Annotated in this window: 15 protein-coding genes; 12 read left to right on the top strand and 3 right to left on the bottom strand. The window is 72.0% G+C overall.

The window, feature by feature from the left end; all coding sequences use genetic code 11:
* The first annotated feature begins 26 nt into the window (after nt 1-26).
* Genes MWU75_RS04095 through rsmD form a run of 3 tightly spaced genes read left to right on the top strand, consistent with a single transcriptional unit; the run spans nt 27 to nt 4,536 of the window.
* The gene (locus tag MWU75_RS04095; RefSeq protein ID WP_247088364.1) at nt 27-1,700 is read left to right on the top strand and encodes a DAK2 domain-containing protein; all 1,674 of its coding nucleotides are present in this window, start codon (nt 27-29) and stop codon (nt 1,698-1,700) included.
* On the top strand, nt 1,700-3,940 hold the full coding sequence (locus tag MWU75_RS04090; RefSeq protein WP_247088363.1) for an ATP-dependent DNA helicase RecG: 2,241 nt from the start codon (nt 1,700-1,702) through the stop codon (nt 3,938-3,940). The genes MWU75_RS04095 and MWU75_RS04090 overlap by 1 nt, the downstream gene beginning before the upstream one ends.
* On the top strand, nt 3,940-4,536 hold the full coding sequence (gene rsmD, locus MWU75_RS04085) for a 16S rRNA (guanine(966)-N(2))-methyltransferase RsmD (protein ID WP_247088361.1): 597 nt from the start codon (nt 3,940-3,942) through the stop codon (nt 4,534-4,536). The genes MWU75_RS04090 and rsmD overlap by 1 nt, the downstream gene beginning before the upstream one ends.
* A gap of 118 nt (nt 4,537-4,654) precedes the next feature.
* Here the strand turns inward: rsmD and MWU75_RS04080 are convergent, their stop codons facing one another.
* Nucleotides 4,655-5,350: an HAD-IA family hydrolase gene (locus MWU75_RS04080; protein ID WP_247088360.1), complete on the bottom strand. Its 696-nt coding sequence runs from the start codon at nt 5,348-5,350 to the stop codon at nt 4,655-4,657.
* Nucleotides 5,351-5,378: 28 nt separating this feature from the next.
* Nucleotides 5,379-5,855 carry a pantetheine-phosphate adenylyltransferase gene (gene coaD / locus MWU75_RS04075; RefSeq protein WP_247088359.1) on the bottom strand — a complete coding sequence of 159 codons (477 nt, stop codon included), beginning with the start codon at nt 5,853-5,855 and terminating at the stop codon, nt 5,379-5,381.
* 156 nt (nt 5,856-6,011) lie between these two features.
* On the opposite strand from coaD, the gene MWU75_RS04070 reads away from it, so the two are divergent.
* The 8 genes from MWU75_RS04070 to ftsY all read left to right on the top strand — a co-directional run bounded on the left by MWU75_RS04070 (nt 6,012) and on the right by ftsY (nt 14,642).
* Nucleotides 6,012-6,596 carry a DUF177 domain-containing protein gene (locus MWU75_RS04070; protein WP_247088358.1) on the top strand — a complete coding sequence of 195 codons (585 nt, stop codon included), beginning with the start codon at nt 6,012-6,014 and terminating at the stop codon, nt 6,594-6,596.
* Nucleotide 6,597: 1 nt separating this feature from the next.
* The gene (rpmF, locus tag MWU75_RS04065; RefSeq protein WP_109474759.1) at nt 6,598-6,792 is read left to right on the top strand and encodes a 50S ribosomal protein L32; all 195 of its coding nucleotides are present in this window, start codon (nt 6,598-6,600) and stop codon (nt 6,790-6,792) included.
* 13 nt (nt 6,793-6,805) lie between these two features.
* Nucleotides 6,806-7,639 carry a ribonuclease III gene (rnc, locus tag MWU75_RS04060; protein WP_247088357.1) on the top strand — a complete coding sequence of 278 codons (834 nt, stop codon included), beginning with the start codon at nt 6,806-6,808 and terminating at the stop codon, nt 7,637-7,639.
* A 6-nt stretch (nt 7,640-7,645) separates the two neighbouring features.
* Nucleotides 7,646-8,545, top strand: coding sequence for a bifunctional DNA-formamidopyrimidine glycosylase/DNA-(apurinic or apyrimidinic site) lyase (gene mutM / locus MWU75_RS04055; protein WP_247088356.1), 900 nt, complete (start codon nt 7,646-7,648; stop codon nt 8,543-8,545).
* Between the two features lie 165 nt (nt 8,546-8,710).
* Nucleotides 8,711-8,992, top strand: a complete 282-nt coding sequence (locus tag MWU75_RS04050; RefSeq protein WP_247088355.1) for an acylphosphatase — start codon at nt 8,711-8,713, stop codon at nt 8,990-8,992.
* 150 nt (nt 8,993-9,142) lie between these two features.
* The gene (gene smc / locus MWU75_RS04045) at nt 9,143-12,718 is read left to right on the top strand and encodes a chromosome segregation protein SMC (protein ID WP_247088354.1); all 3,576 of its coding nucleotides are present in this window, start codon (nt 9,143-9,145) and stop codon (nt 12,716-12,718) included.
* A 235-nt stretch (nt 12,719-12,953) separates the two neighbouring features.
* On the top strand, nt 12,954-13,163 hold the full coding sequence (locus MWU75_RS04040) for a hypothetical protein (protein ID WP_247088352.1): 210 nt from the start codon (nt 12,954-12,956) through the stop codon (nt 13,161-13,163).
* Nucleotides 13,164-13,451: 288 nt separating this feature from the next.
* Entirely contained in the window at nt 13,452-14,642 is a 1,191-nt protein-coding gene (gene ftsY / locus MWU75_RS04035; RefSeq protein ID WP_247088857.1) for a signal recognition particle-docking protein FtsY, read from the top strand.
* 1 nt (nt 14,643) lies between these two features.
* Here the strand turns inward: ftsY and MWU75_RS04030 are convergent, their stop codons facing one another.
* Nucleotides 14,644-15,534: an oxygenase MpaB family protein gene (locus MWU75_RS04030; protein WP_247088350.1), complete on the bottom strand. Its 891-nt coding sequence runs from the start codon at nt 15,532-15,534 to the stop codon at nt 14,644-14,646.
* Between the two features lie 86 nt (nt 15,535-15,620).
* Between MWU75_RS04030 and ffh the strand changes: the two genes are divergently transcribed.
* Nucleotides 15,621-17,243, top strand: coding sequence for a signal recognition particle protein (gene ffh, locus MWU75_RS04025; RefSeq protein ID WP_247088348.1), 1,623 nt, complete (start codon nt 15,621-15,623; stop codon nt 17,241-17,243).
* Nucleotides 17,244-17,302: the final 59 nt, after the last annotated feature.

Below are 17,302 nucleotides of genomic sequence, written 5' to 3'. Positions count from 1 at the left end.
ACCCCGAGACCAAGGCAGGTGAGCCGGTGACGACCTGGACAGCGGTCCCCCTGGACCTGGCGGCTGCCCGACGCTGGGCCCTCGCGGCCCGCGCGGGACTGGCGGAGGCGCGGAGTCAGATCGACGCGCTCAACGTCTTCCCGGTCCCGGACGGCGACACCGGCACGAACATGTTCCTGACCTTCGACGGTGCCCTGGACGTGCTGCGCGGTCACCACACGGTCGACGGCGCCCCGATCAGCCTCGTCCAGGGGCTGGCGCTGCTGGCACGCGGCATGCTGCTGTCGGCGCGCGGCAACTCCGGTGTGATCCTCAGCCAGCTGGCGCGTGGCCTCCACGAGGCCGCCGCCGAGGCCGGGGCCGGCGCGTCGTTGGTCGAGCTCGACGCCCAGATCCTGGCCGAGGCCTTCAGCCGCGCCGACCACCTGGCCTGGGCCGGCGTGTCCTCCCCGGTCGAGGGCACCATCCTGTCCGTGTCCCGGGCGGCTGCGGCCGCTGCCCGCGAGGCCGCCGCGACCGAGGGGGCCACGCCCGCGACCGTCAGCGGGGCCGCTCTGACCGCAGCGAGGACGGCCCTGGAGCACACCCCGTCCCAGCTGCCCGCGCTGCGCCGAGCGGGGGTCGTGGACGCGGGCGGGGCCGGTCTGGTGATCGTCCTCGAGGCGCTCCAGCGCGTGCTCACCGACGGGCGCGTCGAGGCCGAGGCCGGTGACAGCCCCTGGTTCCGCGGCGGTGCGGTGCTGCCGCCCGTGGAGTGCGCCGACGACGGCGAGGGTGCCTACGAGGTGATGTACGTGCTGAGCGACTCCGATGACTTCCGGATCGCCCACCTGCGCGCACACCTGGAACAGGTCGGGCACTCGGTCCTCGTGGTGGGTGGCCCCGAGGACTGGCGGGTCCACGTGCACCTCGACGAGCCCCAGGTCGCGGTCGAGGCCGGCGCGATGGCCGGCCACGTCGACCAGGTCCGGATCGAGGAGCTGGTCCGATCGGGCGGTCCGGCACCGACCGCCGTCGAGCAGCCACGAGTTGCAGTGGGCATCGTCGCCTGCGCCGGGGGAGACGGCCTGCTCGAGCTGTTCGAGCAGGCCGGCGCGACGGTGGTGCGCTCCGCCGCCGGCGCACGGGCCTCCACCGGCCAGCTGCTCAACGCGATCTGGGCGGTGCCCGCCCGCAGTGTCGTCGTGCTGCCCAACGACGGGGACGTGCTGATGGCGGCCGAGGCAGCGGCCGCAGCCGCCCGCGAGGAGGGCCTGGTCGTGGAGGTGGTGCCCAGCCGTGCCGCGGTGCAGGGGCTGGCCGCGCTGGCCGTCTTCGACCCGCAGGCCCCTCTGGAGGAATCGGTCCCAGCGATGGCGGAGGCGGCCGGTGCGACCGTCCACGCAGAACTGACCGTCGCCTCCCGGGACGCGCAGACCAGTGCCGGTCCGTGCCGCGCCGGGCAGTCCCTCGGGCTGCTGGACGGCCAGATCGTGGTGGTCGACGACGACGCGACCCGGGCGGCCACCAGGCTGCTGGCACGGCTGGTCACCGACCAGACCGAGCTGCTCACCGTGGTGAGCGGTGCCGGGGTGGACCCGGCGCAGCGGGCCGGGATGGAGCAGGTGGTGGCCGCGATCGAGCAGGCCCACCCGGGCGTCGAGGTGGTCCGGGTCGAGGGCGGGCAGCCGGCCTACCCCTGGCTGCTGGGTGCTGAGTGATGGCCGGCGAACGCCCGAGCCTGGACACCAACCTGCGCACGCTCGTGGGCAAGGCGGCGACCAACCTGGCCAAGAAGGAGCTGGTCACGGCCCGTGACCTGCTGGAGTTCTGGCCGCGCACCTACCTCGACCCCACCCGTCCGACCGACTTCTCGACGCTGCACGACGGGGAGTATGTCGTGGTGCTCACCGAGGTGCACACGGCTGTGACCCGCAAGATGCGGCAGCGTCGCGGCAGCATGCTCATCGCAACCATCAAGGACGGGGCCGGCAACGAGCTGGAACTCACCTTCTTCTCGGCGTGGGGCCACGAGAGCGCCCTGGTGCCCGGTCGGCGCGTCCTGGTGAGCGGGACGGTCAGCTACTACGGCGATCGGCGACAGCTGACCCACCCGGAGTATGAGCTGCTCGGCGCCGGGGCCCAGGCCAGCAGCACCTTCGGGGAGGGGCCCATCCCGGTCTACGGCCAGGTGCCGAAGATGAACTCGATGAAGGTCGCGGCGGCCGTCGACCTCGTGCTCCACGCGGTGGAGGAGATCCCCGACCCGATCCCGGTGGAGGTCCGGGCCAAGCACGGGCTGCCCCCGCTGAGCAACGCCTACACGATGATGCACCAGCCACGGAGCACCCAGGAGCAGCGCAGAGCCCGGTGGCGGATGAAGTTCCAGGAGGCCTTCGTCCTGCAGGCGGCGCTGGCCGTGATGCGGCGCTCCTCGGACGCCGTGCCTGCCGTGCGGCGGTCCTCCGTCCCGGGCGGGCTCGCCGATCAGTTCCGCGAGCGGCTGCCGTTCGACCTGACCGAGGGCCAGCAGCAGGTGCTCGCCGAGATCACCGGAGACCTGGACCGCACGCTGCCGATGCACCGTCTGCTCCAGGGCGAGGTCGGCTCCGGCAAGACGGTCGTTGCCCTGCTGGCGATGCTCACGGTCATCGACGCGGGGGCGCAGGCGGCGCTGCTGGCCCCGACCGAGGTCCTCGCCGTGCAGCACCACCGCTCGATCAGCGCCATGCTCGGTCCGCTGGCCGAGGCCGGGCTGCTCGGTGGTTCGGCCGACGGCACCCGGGTGGCCCTGCTGACCGGCAGCCAGTCGGCGGCCGAGCGCAAGAAGAATCTCCTGCTGGCCGCCAGTGGCGAGGCCGGCATCGTCGTCGGCACGCACGCCCTGATCCAGGAGCACGTGCAGTTCGCCGAGCTCGGGCTCGTCGTGGTGGACGAGCAGCACCGCTTCGGTGTGGAGCAGCGCGACGCCCTGCGCGCCAAGGTGGACGGTGCCTCGCCCCACACCCTGGTGATGACCGCGACCCCGATCCCGCGCACGGTGGCCATGACCGTCTTCGGCGACATGGAGACATCGACGATGACCGAGGTGCCCCGCGGCCGGCAACCGATCACCACCCACGTGGTCCGCGGAGACCAGCCCACCTGGGTCAAGCGGACCTGGGAGCGGGTGGCCGAGGAGGTCGCCCAGGGCGGCCAGGTGTATGTCGTGTGCCCCCGGATCGGGCAGGAGGACGACCCCGACCTGCCGGACGGGGCGAGCACCGGCCCGGGCGGCCCGATCGTGGCCGAGACCGATGGGCACCGTGCGGCGGGGGCTCGGGACGCCGACGACGAGGGGGCGAGCAGGGCGCAGATGCACGGCGTGCTCCAGGTCGAGCGAGCCCTGCGCGAGCTGCCGGCGACCGCGGGCCTGCGCCTCGGCATACTCCATGGTCGGCAACCGACCGAGGAGAAGGACGCCGTCATGCGTGCCTTCGCGGTCGGCGAGGTCGACGTGCTGGTCGCCACGACCGTGATCGAGGTCGGGGTCGACGTCCCCAACGCGACGCAGATGGTGGTGATCGACGCCGACCGGTTCGGGATCTCCCAGCTGCACCAGCTGCGCGGCCGGATCGGTCGCGGGACCAAGCCCGGGCTGTGCCTGCTGATGAGCCAGGAGGCTGAGAGCCAGAGCCTGGAGCGGCTCGACGCGGTGGCCTCCACGACCGACGGGTTCGAGCTCGCCCGCCTCGACCTGGCGCAGCGTCGCGAGGGCGATGTCCTGGGGGCGACCCAGTCCGGTGCGCGCAGCAGCCTGCGCCTGCTGCGGCTGACCCGGGACGAGGACCTGATCACCGCCGCGCACGACGCGGCGTGGCAGGTGGTCGGCGACGACCCCGACCTGACCGAGCACCCTGAGCTGCGGGCCGAGCTGACCCGGCTGGACGCCGAGCGGGCCGCCTTCCTGGAGCGTGGCTGATGACCCGGATCATCGCCGGGGAGTTCGGCGGGCGCACCCTGGCCACACCGAACGGAGCCGACACGAGGCCGACCACGGACCGCGTTCGCGAGGCGGTCTTCTCCCGGATCGAGTCGCTGATGGAGCTGGCCGGCGCGCGGGTGCTGGACCTGTATGCCGGGTCCGGCGCCCTTGGGCTGGAGGCGCTGAGCCGTGGAGCCGGGTTCGTCGCGCTCGTCGAGGCAGACCGCCGGACCGCGCGGGTGGTCGAGGCCAATGTGGCGACGCTGGGGGTGCGGAACCGCGCTCAGGTCCAGGCGGAGAAGGTGGACCGCGTCCTCCAGCGCGGGCCGGGTGGCGAGGCGTTCGACCTCGTCCTGCTGGACCCGCCCTACCCCCTCGGCGAGGCGGAGCTGACCGCCAGCCTCGGTCTGCTGGTGACCGGCGGGTGGCTCGGCCCCGACGCGCTGGTGGTGGTGGAGCGCTCCGCCCGGTCGCCGGAGCCGACCTGGCCGGCCGGGCTCGCGCCGCTGCGGTCGCGGACCTACGGCGAGACGGCCGTCCACTTGGCCGAGGTGGTGGCACGGGAGACCCCGGACGAGAGTGTCGACCCCTGAGTCGACGGTGCAGGACACGCCTGGCTCGGCTGCTGCGCTGTCACTGCGTGGGAATCCTTCCACCAGGGGGACTCAATCCCACGCAGTGCTGTGCGATGGGTCAGCATGCCGTGCTGGCTCAGCCGACCAGCCGCAGCACGAGCTCCAGGCCGTGGACCGGACCGTCGGTCCGGGGTAGCAGCAGCGTGCGGATCCCGAGGGCCGCGGCGCCGGCGTCGTCCAGCCAGCTGTCCCCGACCATCAGGGACTCCTCTGGGTCGGCTCCGAGCAGGTCGAGAGCTTGGTTGAAGATGCTGGCCGCCGGCTTGACGCTGCCCACCTCGTAGGACAGCACCACGGCGTCCGTGACGATGCCGGTGCGATGCAGGAGGGGGCGGGGGTCGAAGCCGATGTTGGAGATGACGGCCGTCCGCACGCCGCGCTCACGCAGCGCGGTCAGGACCGGCACGCTGTCCTCGAAGGCCTCCCACCGGTCGGGCATCACCTCATAGAGCGCCTCGGCCAGCGGCGGGTCGATGCCGGGGCACAGCTTGACGGTGCCGCGGAACACCTCCCGGTGCCGCGCCTGGCTCTCATCCCGGGTGCTGTCGGGGTCGATCGGGCGTGCGTGCTCCCAGATCCGGTCCAGGAAGTCGGTCACGGCGGCCGCGCCGGCCTCGCCCAGGGCGGTGACGGGGGTGCCGGCCCGGCCCGTCCGGCTCCAGCCGGCAGCCAGCCAGGCCGCGGCGTCCCCGCCGTGGACCAGGGTCTGGTGCAGGTCGAAGAGGACGGCGGTGATCGGTGCCGGCCCGGCCGCCACAGCAGCCCCAGCCATGGGGGCAGCCTCACGCACGCTGGCAGCGTCAGTCACGGCGGGCAACGAGGGCGTCCCGCACGACGTCGGGGACGAGGCCCGTGACGTCCCCGCCATACTGCGAGACCTCGGTGACCAGCGAGCTGGACACGTGCTCCAGGGCAGGGTCGCCCGGGAGGAAGACGGTCTCCACGCCGGTCAGGTGCCGGTTCATCAGGGCCATCGGCAGCTCGTAGGCGAAGTCGGTGCCGCCCCGCAACCCCTTGACGATCGCGGTGGCCCCGAGCTCCTTGGCGATGTCGACCAGCAGCCGGCCGCCGAACGCCTCGACGCGGACAGGCAGGTCCGCCGGCAGCGACCGGGTGATGAACTCGAGGCGTTGCTCCACGGGAAACCGCCCACGCTTGGCCGGGTTGTGCAGCACCCCGACGACCACCTCGTCATACAGTGCGGCAGCGCGGACGATGATGTCCAGGTGGCCGTTGGTGACCGGGTCGTAGGATCCGGGACAGAGGCAGCGACTCATGCGGCCAACCTACCGGCCCGGCCCTGACGACGTCCGGCGGCTTGCCCGAGCGCACGTCCCGCTGATTTGTTGGGCCGCCAACCCCTCGGCTAACCTAGTGTGTCGGTCTGTGTCCCTGTGGGTCCAGGCCGATCCACACGATACGCGAGGGACGACATGGCAACGCAGGACGCCGCGAGCCCCTGGGTCTTCGACACCCGGGAGCTCGTCCGACGGCCGGGTGCCATGACCGAGACCTCGCGCACCGTGACGGCTCCGGACCAGATCGGCACGGACGTCATCGCGGTCAAGGCCGGCGACACCGTCGACCTCGACCTGCGGATGGAGTCCGTGATGGAGGGTGTCCTGGCGTCTGGATCGGTCCGGGCCACCGCGACCGGGGTGTGCGTGCGGTGCCTGGACGACCTCGACCTGCCGGTCGAGGTGCGCTTCCAGGAGCTGTTCGCCTATCCCGACCGCGCGGCCCACCACCACGAGGTGGCGGCCGACGAGGACGAGCAGGACGAGGGTTATGTCCTCGAGGACGACCAGATGGACCTCGAGGAGCTGATCCGGGACGCAGTGGTGACCGCCCTGCCGTTCCAACCGGTGTGCCGGGACGACTGTCCGGGACTGTGCTCCGAGTGCGGGGCGCGCCTGGCGGACGATCCGGACCACCACCATGACGTGATTGACCCCCGGTGGTCGGCGCTCGCCGACCTCGCCCAGCAGGGCACCGACGACGAGAAGAAGAGGAACTGACGTGGCTGTCCCGAAGCGGAAGATGTCCCGCTCCAACACCCGCTCCCGCCGCGCCAACTGGAAGGCTTCGCCGGTTGCCGTGAGCACCTGCCCGCAGTGCAAGGCGCTCAAGCAGCCGCACATGGCGTGCCCCTCCTGCGGCACCTACGCGGGTCGTCACTACGACGCCGCAGAGCGCACCGAGCACCAGGGCTGAGTTCCTCGTCAGTATGACGTCGGGCTCCGGCTCCCGCGCCGGCACCGGTCCGGCGACCGCTGGGTCTGCTGACCCAGGGTCCGCCGGCGCTGGCTCCGCCACCACCGAGCAGCGTCCCCTCTCGGACCTCTCCGACTACCTCGCCGAGGTGGTCGGAGGGGTCTGCGACGAGGCGCTGCTCCGGCGTGCCGTCACGCACCGTTCCTACGCCTACGAGAACGGCAACGTGCCGCACAACGAGCGCCTGGAGTTCCTGGGGGACTCGGTGCTGGGGCTGGTGATCACCGACACGCTCTACCGGAGGAACCCGGACCTGCCCGAGGGGCAGCTGGCCAAGCTGCGCGCCGCGGTCGTCAACTCCCGGGCGCTGGCCGAGGTCGCGCGCACGATCGGGCTCGGGGACTACGTCCTGCTCGGGCGCGGCGAGGAGGCGACGGGGGGCCGTGACAAGGCCTCGATCCTGGCGGACACCACCGAGGCCGTCATCGGCTGCGTCTACGTCTCGGTCGGCCTCGAGGCCGCGGGCACCTTCGTCCACCACCTGCTCGACCCGCTGATGGCGCACACCGCCAACCTCGGCGCCGCCCTGGACTGGAAGACCAGCCTGCAGGAGCTGGCCTCGGTCGACGCGCCGGTGAGCCCGAGCTACCAGATCAGCGAGGACGGCCCCGACCACGACAAGGTCTTCACCGCCAGCGCAATCATCGAGGACGAGGTCCTCGGCACCGGCGTGGGACGCAGCAAGAAGGCGGCCGAGCAGAAGGCTGCCGAGGCGGCCTGGAAGGTGCTCACCGAACGGGCCACCGCCGTCGAGGACGCCGAGGCCGACCCGTCCGGGCCCGCCTGACCAGCCGTGCCGGAGCTGCCTGAGGTCGAGGTCGTCCGCCGGGGACTCGCCGAGCACGTCGTCGGCCGCCGCATCTCCCACGCCACCATCACCGGCACGAGGGTTGCCCGTCGCCACGACGCCGGACCACTGGACCTGGCCCACCGCCTCACCGAGGGTGAGGTCCTCGCCGCCGACCGGCGCGGCAAGTACCTCTGGCTGGTCGTCCAGACTCCCGGCGACGACCCGCACGCCCTGGTCATCCATCTCGGGATGAGCGGGCAGCTGCTCGTGGAGCCGGCGGACGCACCTCGCGAGAAGCACCTGCACGCCTCCTTCGACTTCGTCGACGACGGGCCCCAACTCCGCTTCGTCGACCAACGCACCTTCGGGGGCCTGGCGCTCACCGCGCTCGTGCCGGACCCGCATCCGGGCGGTGCCCACGCGCACGGGGTGCCGGTCCCGGTGTCCCACATCGCCCCCGACCCGCTCGAGCCGGCCTACGACCACCAGGCGCTGGTCCGCACCCTGAAGCAACGGCATACTGCCGTCAAACGGGCACTGCTCGACCAGGCGAAGGTCAGCGGCATCGGCAACATCTATGCCGACGAGGCGTTGTGGCGGGCGCGGGTGCACCCGCTGCGGGAGACCTCGGCCCTGACCAAGCCGGTGCTGGGGCGGGTGCTTGACCACGCCGCCATGGTGATGACCGAGGCACTGGCCCAGGGCGGCACGAGCTTCGATGCGCTCTATGTCAACGTCAACGGCGCGAGCGGCTACTTCGACCGGTCGCTGCACGCCTACGGCCGTGAGGGGGAGCCGTGCGACCGCTGCGGCACGCCGATCCGGCGCGAGGCGTTCATGAACAGGTCCTCGCACTACTGCCCGCGCTGTCAGCCACGGCCGAGGATCCCGCGCCACGGCTGAGCCCGCCGAAATAGCATCTTGAAGCCGTGCGCACAACCATCTATGCCGGTGGGCGGGTGGTGGTCCCAAGGAGGTCCGCGACGGGGTGCCCGTGGATCGGTTGCCCCGTGGCCTACCTCGCAGGCTGAGACGGTCGGGTGTCGGTTTCCTCAATACACTGACGTCATGGTGCGGGCGCTGATCTTCGTGCGAGGCCGGGTGCAGGGGGTCGGGTTCCGGTGGTGGACACGGGCCCGCGCTCTCGAGCTCGGCCTCGTGGGGCACGCCCGCAACCTGCCAGATGGTCGGGTGGAGGTCAACGCTCAGGGGTCCGAGGATGCGGTCCGTGCCCTGATCGACCTGCTCGGCGAGGACGTCTCGACCCGGAGCCGTCCGGGGCACGTCTCCGGTGTCACCGTCCAGTGGCATGAGCCAGCCCTGGACCTGGGCGGGTTCCGGGAGCGCTGACCGGGCGCGAGGGCTCCCGACGTCTGTCGCGTCGCAGGCCCGGGCGCGGGAGCGGCGCCGGCTTTCGGCATACTGCCCCGAGGTGCGGGGGATCGGTGCTCCCCGCCGGTACAGTGACCGGAAGTCCGCCGCACCAGGAGCCGCCACCGCGTGTATGTCAAGAGCCTGACCCTCAAGGGGTTCAAGTCTTTCGCCTCGGCGACCAAGCTGCGGCTGGAGCCGGGCATCACGTGCATCGTCGGCCCCAACGGTTCCGGCAAGTCCAACGTGGTCGACGCCCTGGCGTGGGTGATGGGCGAGCAGGGCGCCAAGAGCCTGCGGGGCGGCAAGATGGAGGACGTCATCTTCGCCGGGACCTCCGGGCGCGCTCCGCTGGGCCGGGCCGAGGTCACCATGACCATCGACAACACCGACGGTGCGCTCCCGATCGACTACTCCGAGGTGACGATCTCGCGGACCATGTTCCGCAACGGTGGTTCCGACTACGCCATCAACGGCACGTCCTGCCGGCTGCTGGACATCCAGGAGCTGCTCTCCGACTCTGGCATCGGCCGGGAGATGCACGTGATCGTCGGGCAGGGGCAGCTCGACGCGGTCCTGCGCGCCACGCCCGAGGAGCGACGCGGCTTCATCGAGGAGGCCGCCGGGGTCCTCAAGCACCGCAAGCGCAAGGAGAAGGCGCTGCGCAAGCTGGAGACGATGGAGGGCAACCTCACCCGGCTCGGCGACCTGACCTCCGAGATCCGGCGCCAGCTCGGCCCACTGGGTCGCCAGGCCGAGACCGCGCGCCGCGCCGCGTCGATCCAGGCCGAGGTGCGCGACGCCCGGCTGCGGATCCTGGCTGATGACCTGGTGCAGCTGACCAGCACCCTGGAGCAGGAGCTGGCCGACGAGACCGCGATGATCAACCGGCGCACCGCCGTGGAGCAGGCGCTCACGGCGGCGCAGTCCAGCGTGGCCGCGCTGGAGGCCGAGGCCGCTGAGGCTGCGCCGGCGCTCACCGCCGCGCAGGACCAGTGGTACTCCCTGTCCTCCCTCGTCGAGCGCACCTCCGCCACCGCCGACCTCGCCCGGGAGCGGGTGCGGCTGCTGGCGAGCGAGAGCGAGGAGGAGGGTCCCGGCGGGTCCGGCGAGGGACGGGACCCCGACAAGCTCCGCTCCCAGGCCGCGACGCTGCGCGAGCAGGAGCAGCAGCTGGAGCAGGAGATCGCGGGCATCGGCGAGGCACTGAAGGTCGCCGAGGAGTCCCGGCGGCAGGCCGAGGCCGCCCACCACGAGGAGCAGCAGCGCCTCACCCGCCTGGCACGCGCCGCCGCCGACCGGCGCGAGGGCCTGGCCCGGCTCTCCGGCAAGGTTGCCGCCGCGCGCAGTCGTCAGGAGGCCCGGGAGGCCGAGATCGGCCGGCTCCGGTCCGCGTTGGAGTCCATCGCCGGGCGCGCCACCACCGCCGAGCAGGAGTTCGCCGCGCTCGAGGGCCGCGTCCTGGACGTCGAGGAGGGCGAGGAGGGCCTGGACCAGGCCTACGAGGCCGCCGAGGCCGCCCGGGTCGCTGCTGCCGCCGAGGTCGAGCGGCTCACCGAGGAGGTCCGCGGCGCCGACTCGCAGAGGGCCAGCCTGACCGCCCGGTGCGAGGCGCTCCAGCTGAGCCTGCGCCGCAAGGACGGCGCCGCCGCGCTGCTCGCCGCGCCGGAAGGCCGTGGGGTGATCGGGACGGTGACCAGCCTGGTCACCGTGACCAGCGGCTACGAGGCCGCCATCGCCGCGGCGCTCGGGTGGGCCGGTGACGGGCTGGTCCTGGAGTCTCTGGACCACGCCCGGGGTGCCGTGGCCGCGCTGCGGGCCGACGACGAGGGCCGGGCCGCGCTGCTGGTCCCGCAGACCGCTCCCGCCACCGACACGACGGGGTGGCCGGCGCTCACCGGCGGTGCGGTCTGGGCGAGTGACGTCGTCACGGTCGCCGACAGCGCCGCGCCGGCCGTCGAGGCCCTGCTGCACCGCGTCGCGGTCGTCGAGGACGATGCGGTGGCCGCCGAGCTGATCGCCGCCCACCAGCTCATCGCAGTGACCAGGGACGGCGATGTGTATGCCGCGGGCTGGGTCCGCGGAGGCAGCTCGGCGGCGCCGAGCCTGCTGGAGATCCAGAGCGCTCTGGACGAGGCGCAGGCCGGTCTAGCGGACACGACCGCCAGGGGGGAGCAGGCCACCTTTGCGCTGGCTGCGGCCCGTCAGGAGCTGGACCGGCACAGTGCCGCGGCGGAGCAGGCGATGGATGAGCTCCACGACTCCGACGCCAAGATGGCTGCCGTCGCCGAGAAGCTCGGGCAGCTCGGCTCCGCGGTGCGTGGCGCCCGGGCCGAGCACGAGCGCACCACCGCGTCGGTGGCCGCCGCCGAGGAGGCGCTGGAGGCGGGGCGCCTGGAGCTGGCGACGCTGGAACAGCGCCTGGCTGAAGCTGAGGCCGAGCCCGGCGAGGAGGAGCCCAACACCGACGAGCGGGACCGCCTGGCCGCCGTGGCCGCTGCGGGGCGGACCAAGGAGACCGAGGTCCGCCTGCAGCTGCGCACCCAGGAGGAGCGGGCCCGCGCGCTGCAGGGGCGCGCGGAGTCGCTGGAGGCCGCCGCGCGGTCGGAGATCGCGGCACGGGAGCGCGCCGCGGCCCGTCGCGAACGGCGAGCCCACGCCGCCCGGGTCGCGACCGCCGTCGCCGAGGGATCGGCATACGTGCTGGAGGAGGTGCGGGCGCTCGTGGGTGAGGCAGCCACCGTGCGCGACCAGGCCCGTGCCCAGGCAGCGGAGCGGGACACTAGGTTGGCCGAGGCACGGGGGAGGGTCAGCACCCTGGGCGACGAGCTGCGTGACCTCACCGACTCGGTGCACCGTGACGAGGTGGCCCGGGCGGAGCAGCGGCTGCGGATCGAGGCCCTGCAGACGCGCGCCGTCGAGGAGCTCGGCATCGACCCCGACGCCCTCGTCGAGGAGTTCGGCCCGCACCAGCTCATCCCGGCCGTCCCGGGACCCGATGACGACCCGGACGACCTGCCCGACCCCACGCCGTTCGTGCGCGAGGCGCAGGACAAGCGGTTGCGCAGCGCCGAGCGCAAGCTCTCGGCGCTCGGCAAGGTCAACCCGCTGGCGCTCGAGGAGTTCGCGGCGCTGGAGGAGCGGCACAAGTTCCTCACCGAGCAGGTCGAGGACCTGCGTCGCTCCAAGCAGGACCTGCTCGACATCGTCAAGGAGGTCGACGAACGGGTCGAGCGCGTCTTCGCGGAGGCCTTCGAGGACACGGCCGAGCAGTTCGCTGGCGTCTTCTCCCGGCTCTTCCCCGGCGGCGAGGGACGGCTGACGCTGACCAACCCCGAGGACATGCTGACCACCGGCATCGAGGTCGAGGCCCGCCCGCCGGGCAAGAAGATCAAGCGGCTCTCGCTGCTCTCCGGCGGGGAGCGATCGCTGACCGCCGTGGCGCTGCTGGTCTCCATCTTCAAGGCGAGGCCGAGCCCGTTCTACATCATGGACGAGGTCGAGGCGGCCCTGGACGACACCAACCTCGGGCGGCTGATCACACTCTTCGAGGAGCTGCGGGACTCCAGCCAGCTCATCGTCATCACCCACCAGAAACGGACCATGGAGGTCGCCGACGCGCTGTACGGCGTGTCCATGAAGGGCGACGGTGTAACGACCGTTGTCTCGCAGCGGTTGCGCGACGTGCAGCCGCAGTCTGCCTGACCTGGTCGAGTCACCTCTCGCGAGCTGATGCTGCCGGAGGCCTAGGCGATGCACCTCCTCTGCGGAGCCTGCGTGGTCTGTTGCGACTCACATCGTCGCGCCCGGTCAGCCCGCCCTCCATCATGCACCGGTGAGCCTGTCCCAGCGTGAGAGTCGTCACTTCCGTCACAGTAGTCACACCGGCGGACGGCGCGGTGATTTGGCGAGGAGTCCATATCGTTGCACGATTGTGACCATGATTGCACTTGTGCTGACCATGCTCGTGTGCGTGGCGCTGGGGGGACTCGTCGTGGGCTATGTCGCCGTCCAGGCGCGCCGTGACGGGCGCGAGATCCTCACGCCGGAGGGCGAGGAGCTCCTGGCCAGTGCCCGCCGACGGCAGGAGGCGCTGGTGGACCGTGGCGAGCAGGTGGCGCGCAAGACGGTCCAGGCCGTCCGCAGGTAGAGCGAGTCTGCCGCGCCGGGCGCACCCGCGCAGGGCGCCCACCGCGCCGGGCGCACCATGCAGGGCGGCACCCACGCGTCAGCCGGGCGGCGGTCGGGGCGACGCGGCGGTCGGGGCGACGCGGCGGTCGGGGCGAGGCGGGGGTCCGCTGGGCGGAAATGGTCGCGCAGATCTGGTCGCATGCGACGTCTTCTACGCGACCAAAACCGCTGATCGTTCACGGGTCTCAGTGCCAACGGCTCCTGCTGGGCCCGGCGGTGACCGGGTGACCATCCGGCGTCTGTGAGAATGTCCGGCGTGGACAGTCTGTGGGAGATCCTGGCAGTAGCGACCGTCGTCGCCCTGGTGGGCCTGGGCGTCATCGTCGGCCTCGTGCGCGGTGGCGGCAAGGGCGGCACCAAGACCATCGAGCGGCCGCCGACGGCGCCGCCGATCGAGGTCGACGAGGAACGTGACCCTGCTGAGCGGCCGACCGGGGAGGGTGTCGAGGACACCGGTGGTGGCGTCGCCGTCGAGGTCGAGCCGGAGCCGAGCGCCCCGACCATCGAGAAGCCTGCCTCGGCACGTGGCCGGCTGGCGCGGCTGCGCGCGCGCCTGGCACGCTCCAACAACGCCATCGGCAACGCGCTGCTGTCGCTCCTGTCCAGCGGCGGCCTGGACGAGCAGTCCTGGGAGGACGTCGAGGACACGCTCCTGCAGGCCGACCTCGGGGTCGAGGCCACCGACGAGCTGGTCACCAACCTGCGCACCCGGGTCAAGGTCGACGGCGCGACTGATCCCGAGGTCGTCAAGGGGTGGCTCCGGGAGGAGCTTCTCGCGCTCGTCGACCCGAGCATGGACCGCCGCGTGGCGGCCAGTCGGGTGGGGGACCGTCCCGCCGTGATCCTGGTCGTCGGGGTCAACGGCACGGGCAAGACCACGACGGTCGGCAAGCTGGCGCGCGTGCTCGTGGCCGAGGACAAGGACGTCGTGCTCGGCGCGGCAGACACCTTCCGGGCCGCGGCGGCGGACCAGCTGCAGACCTGGGGCGAGCGGGTGGGTGTGCCCACCGTCCGCTCCCCGCGGGAGGGCGCCGACCCGGCCGCCGTCGCCTTCGACGCCGTGAAGTCCGCCACGGAGTACGAAGCGGACGTCGTGATCGTCGACACCGCCGGTCGCCTGCACAACAAGGCCGGGCTGATGGACGAGCTGTCCAAGGTCAAGCGGGTCATCGAGAAGCAGAGCCCGATCGACGAGGTGCTGCTCGTCCTGGACGCGACCACCGGTCAGAACGGCATGCGTCAGGCAGAAGTCTTCGGTGAAGCCGTCAAGATCACCGGCATCGTGCTGAGCAAGTTGGACGGCACGGCCAAGGGCGGGATCGTCGTCAACGTGCAGCGCCGCCTCGGCGTGCCGGTCAAGCTGGTCGGTCTCGGCGAGGGGCCGGACGACCTGGCGCCGTTCGATCCCGGGGCCTTCGTCGACGCGATCATCGGCTGACCTACGCGTCGACGGCCGAGCTCTCGAGGGAGTTGCGCGGATCTGTCGGCTCCGAGAGCGCCCAGGCGACGGCGGTCGTGCCGAGCCTGCCCAGCGGCCCCAGCACCAGCCGGTCCGCGGCCGGGCCCATGACGCCGGGCAGACGCAGCCCCAGCAGGTCCCGCGCACGGTCCGGCAGCATGGAGACCGCCCCGGCGGCGAGCATCCAGTACCCCGGGCGGGCGGCCCACGGCAGCGGAGGTTCGCGCAGCAGGAAGCTGGCCGCGTCCCGGGCACCGTCGGTCACCTCCAGCTCGGGCCAGTATGCCGCCAGGCGGCTCTGCAGGTCTGTCACCGTCCGCGGCGGGTCGGGCACGCCGAGCTCCTCAGCCGCCCAGCCGGTCTGGGCGACGTAGGTGTCGGCCTCGGCCGGCGTCAGCGGGGTCCTGGCGTAGCGCTGGTAGGCGGTGAGGAAGGAGTCGATCTCACCGACGTGGACCCAGGTCAGCAGGTGGGGGTCCCGCGCGTCGTACGCCCGCCCGTCCGGAGCGGTCCCGGAGACGGTCCCGTGCACCCGGTTGATGTGGTCGACCATCCGCTGGGCGTCCTCGACCGGACCGAACGTGGTCATCGCTATGAACTCGCTGGTGCGCTGCAGGCGGCCCCACGGGTCGCCGCGGTAGCCGGAGTGCTCGCCGACCCCCGCCATGGCCAGCGGGTGCAGTGACTGGAGGAGCAGGGCACGCAACCCTCCGGCATACATCCCGGCGTGGTTGTGCACCCGGCAGATCGGGTCGGTCGGGGCGAACCGACGCTCGCCCGGCGCGAGCCAGATCCGGGCCGCACGCTCGTCGGCGTCCGGCCCGGCCACCCGCGCACGGAGGGCAGACGACAGTCGGCGACGGATCGGCATACGACCATCATGCAGCCTAGGCAGGGTTGTTGCGCCGCTTTCCCGTCGGGGACGGTCGGGCGCTGGCCAGCGGTTAACCTGTGGGGGTGTTCAACAGCCTTTCCGACCGCCTGACAGACACCTTCCGCAACCTCAAGCGCAAGGGGTCCCTGTCCGAGACCGACGTCAACAAGACCGTCCGCGACATCCGGATGGCCCTGCTCGATGCCGATGTCGCGCTGCCGGTCGTGAAGCAGTTCACCAGCAGCATCCGCGAGCGTGCGCTCGGGGCCGAGGTGTCCAAGGCCCTCAACCCCGGCCAGCAGGTCGTCAAGATCGTCAACGAGGAGCTCGTCAGCATCCTCGGCGGGCAGACCAGGCGACTCAACCTGGCCAAGAACCCGCCGACCGTGATCATGCTGGCGGGTCTGCAGGGCTCGGGTAAGACCACGCTGGCCGGCAAGCTCGGCCACTGGCTCAAGGACCAGGGTCACACCCCGGTGCTGGTCGCGGCCGACCTCCAGCGACCCAACGCCGTCACCCAGCTCGAGGTGGTCGGCGATCGGGCGGGGGTGCCGGTGTTCGCGCCCGAGCGGGGCAACGTGTTCGGACACGACGCGGCGCTGGAGTCCGGTGAGGGCACCAGGTCCTTCGGCGACCCGATCGACGTGGCGGTGGACGGTGTCGCCCACGCCCGGAACAAGGGACATGACGTCGTCATCATCGACACCGCCGGCCGGCTCGCCGTCGACGTCGACCTGATGCGCCAGGCGCACGACATCCGGATGGAGACCAACGCCGACGAGGTGCTGTTCGTCATCGACGCGATGATCGGTCAGGCCGCGGTGGAGACTGCCAAGGCGTTCGCCGACGGCGTGGGCATCACCGGCACCGTGCTGACCAAGCTCGACGGTGACGCCCGCGGTGGTGCCGCGCTGTCCGTCGCGACGGTCACCGGCGAGCCGATCCTGTTCGCCTCCACCGGTGAGAAGGTCACCGACTTCGAGACCTTCCACCCGGACCGGATGGCCAGCCGCATCCTGGACATGGGTGACGTGCTGACCCTGATCGAGCAGGCCGAGAAGGCCTTCGACCAGGCTCAGCAGCGCGAGATGGCGCGCAAGTTCCTCTCGGAGGAGGACTTCACCTTCACCGACTTCCTCGAGCAGATGCAGGCCATCAAGAAGATGGGTTCCCTGAAGCAGATGCTCGGCATGATGCCCGGGATGCAGCAGATGCGGGCCCAGCTCGACGCCCTGGACGACAAGGAGTTCGACCGCGTCGAGGCGATGGTCCGCTCGATGACCCCGTTCGAGCGCTCCCACCCCAAGCAGATCAACGGCTCCCGCCGGGCCCGCATCGCCAAGGGATCGGGTGTCTCGACGTCCGAGGTCAACCAGCTGCTCGAGCGGTTCGGTCAGGCGCAGAAGATGATGCGCCAGATGAAGCGTGGTGGCGGCATGCCCGGGATGCCGGGGATGCCCGGCATGGGCGGTGGCGCCGGGTCAGCCAAGGGCAGAGGGAAGCAGCAGCGCAAGAAGGGCAAGAGCGGCAACCCCGCCAAGCGGGCCGAGCAGGAGCGACTCGCCGCGCAGAAGGCCGAGGAGTCCCGGGGCAATGCGATGGGCAGTGTCTTCGGCCTGCCGAGCGGTGCAGAGGAGCCCTCGGAGAAGGACCTGTCCAACCTCAAGCTGCCCGCGGGCTTCGACAAGTTCCTCAAGGACCAGTAGCGCTGTCCCTCATCACTCACCGCGACCGCCGCGTCGCAGGAATCGGTGCGAGCAGTTTG

The organism is Ornithinimicrobium sp. F0845 (assembly GCF_023015765.1).
GTDB lineage: Bacteria > Actinomycetota > Actinomycetes > Actinomycetales > Dermatophilaceae > Ornithinicoccus.
This window is presented reverse-complemented; position numbering and strand designations above follow the sequence as displayed.

Coding starts and splice junctions, on each gene's coding strand:
- MWU75_RS04070 (WP_247088358.1), top strand. CDS start 6,012: ATGGCAACGCAGGACGCCGCGAGCCCCTGGGTCTTCGACACCCGGGAG.
- MWU75_RS04090 (WP_247088363.1), top strand. CDS start 1,700: ATGGCCGGCGAACGCCCGAGCCTGGACACCAACCTGCGCACGCTCGTG.
- rnc (WP_247088357.1), top strand. CDS start 6,806: ATGACGTCGGGCTCCGGCTCCCGCGCCGGCACCGGTCCGGCGACCGCT.
- MWU75_RS04040 (WP_247088352.1), top strand. CDS start 12,954: ATGATTGCACTTGTGCTGACCATGCTCGTGTGCGTGGCGCTGGGGGGA.
- rsmD (WP_247088361.1), top strand. CDS start 3,940: ATGACCCGGATCATCGCCGGGGAGTTCGGCGGGCGCACCCTGGCCACA.
- MWU75_RS04080 (WP_247088360.1), bottom strand. CDS start 5,350: ATGGCTGGGGCTGCTGTGGCGGCCGGGCCGGCACCGATCACCGCCGTC.
- coaD (WP_247088359.1), bottom strand. CDS start 5,855: ATGAGTCGCTGCCTCTGTCCCGGATCCTACGACCCGGTCACCAACGGC.
- ftsY (WP_247088857.1), top strand. CDS start 13,452: ATGTCCGGCGTGGACAGTCTGTGGGAGATCCTGGCAGTAGCGACCGTC.
- MWU75_RS04030 (WP_247088350.1), bottom strand. CDS start 15,534: ATGCCGATCCGTCGCCGACTGTCGTCTGCCCTCCGTGCGCGGGTGGCC.
- MWU75_RS04050 (WP_247088355.1), top strand. CDS start 8,711: ATGGTGCGGGCGCTGATCTTCGTGCGAGGCCGGGTGCAGGGGGTCGGG.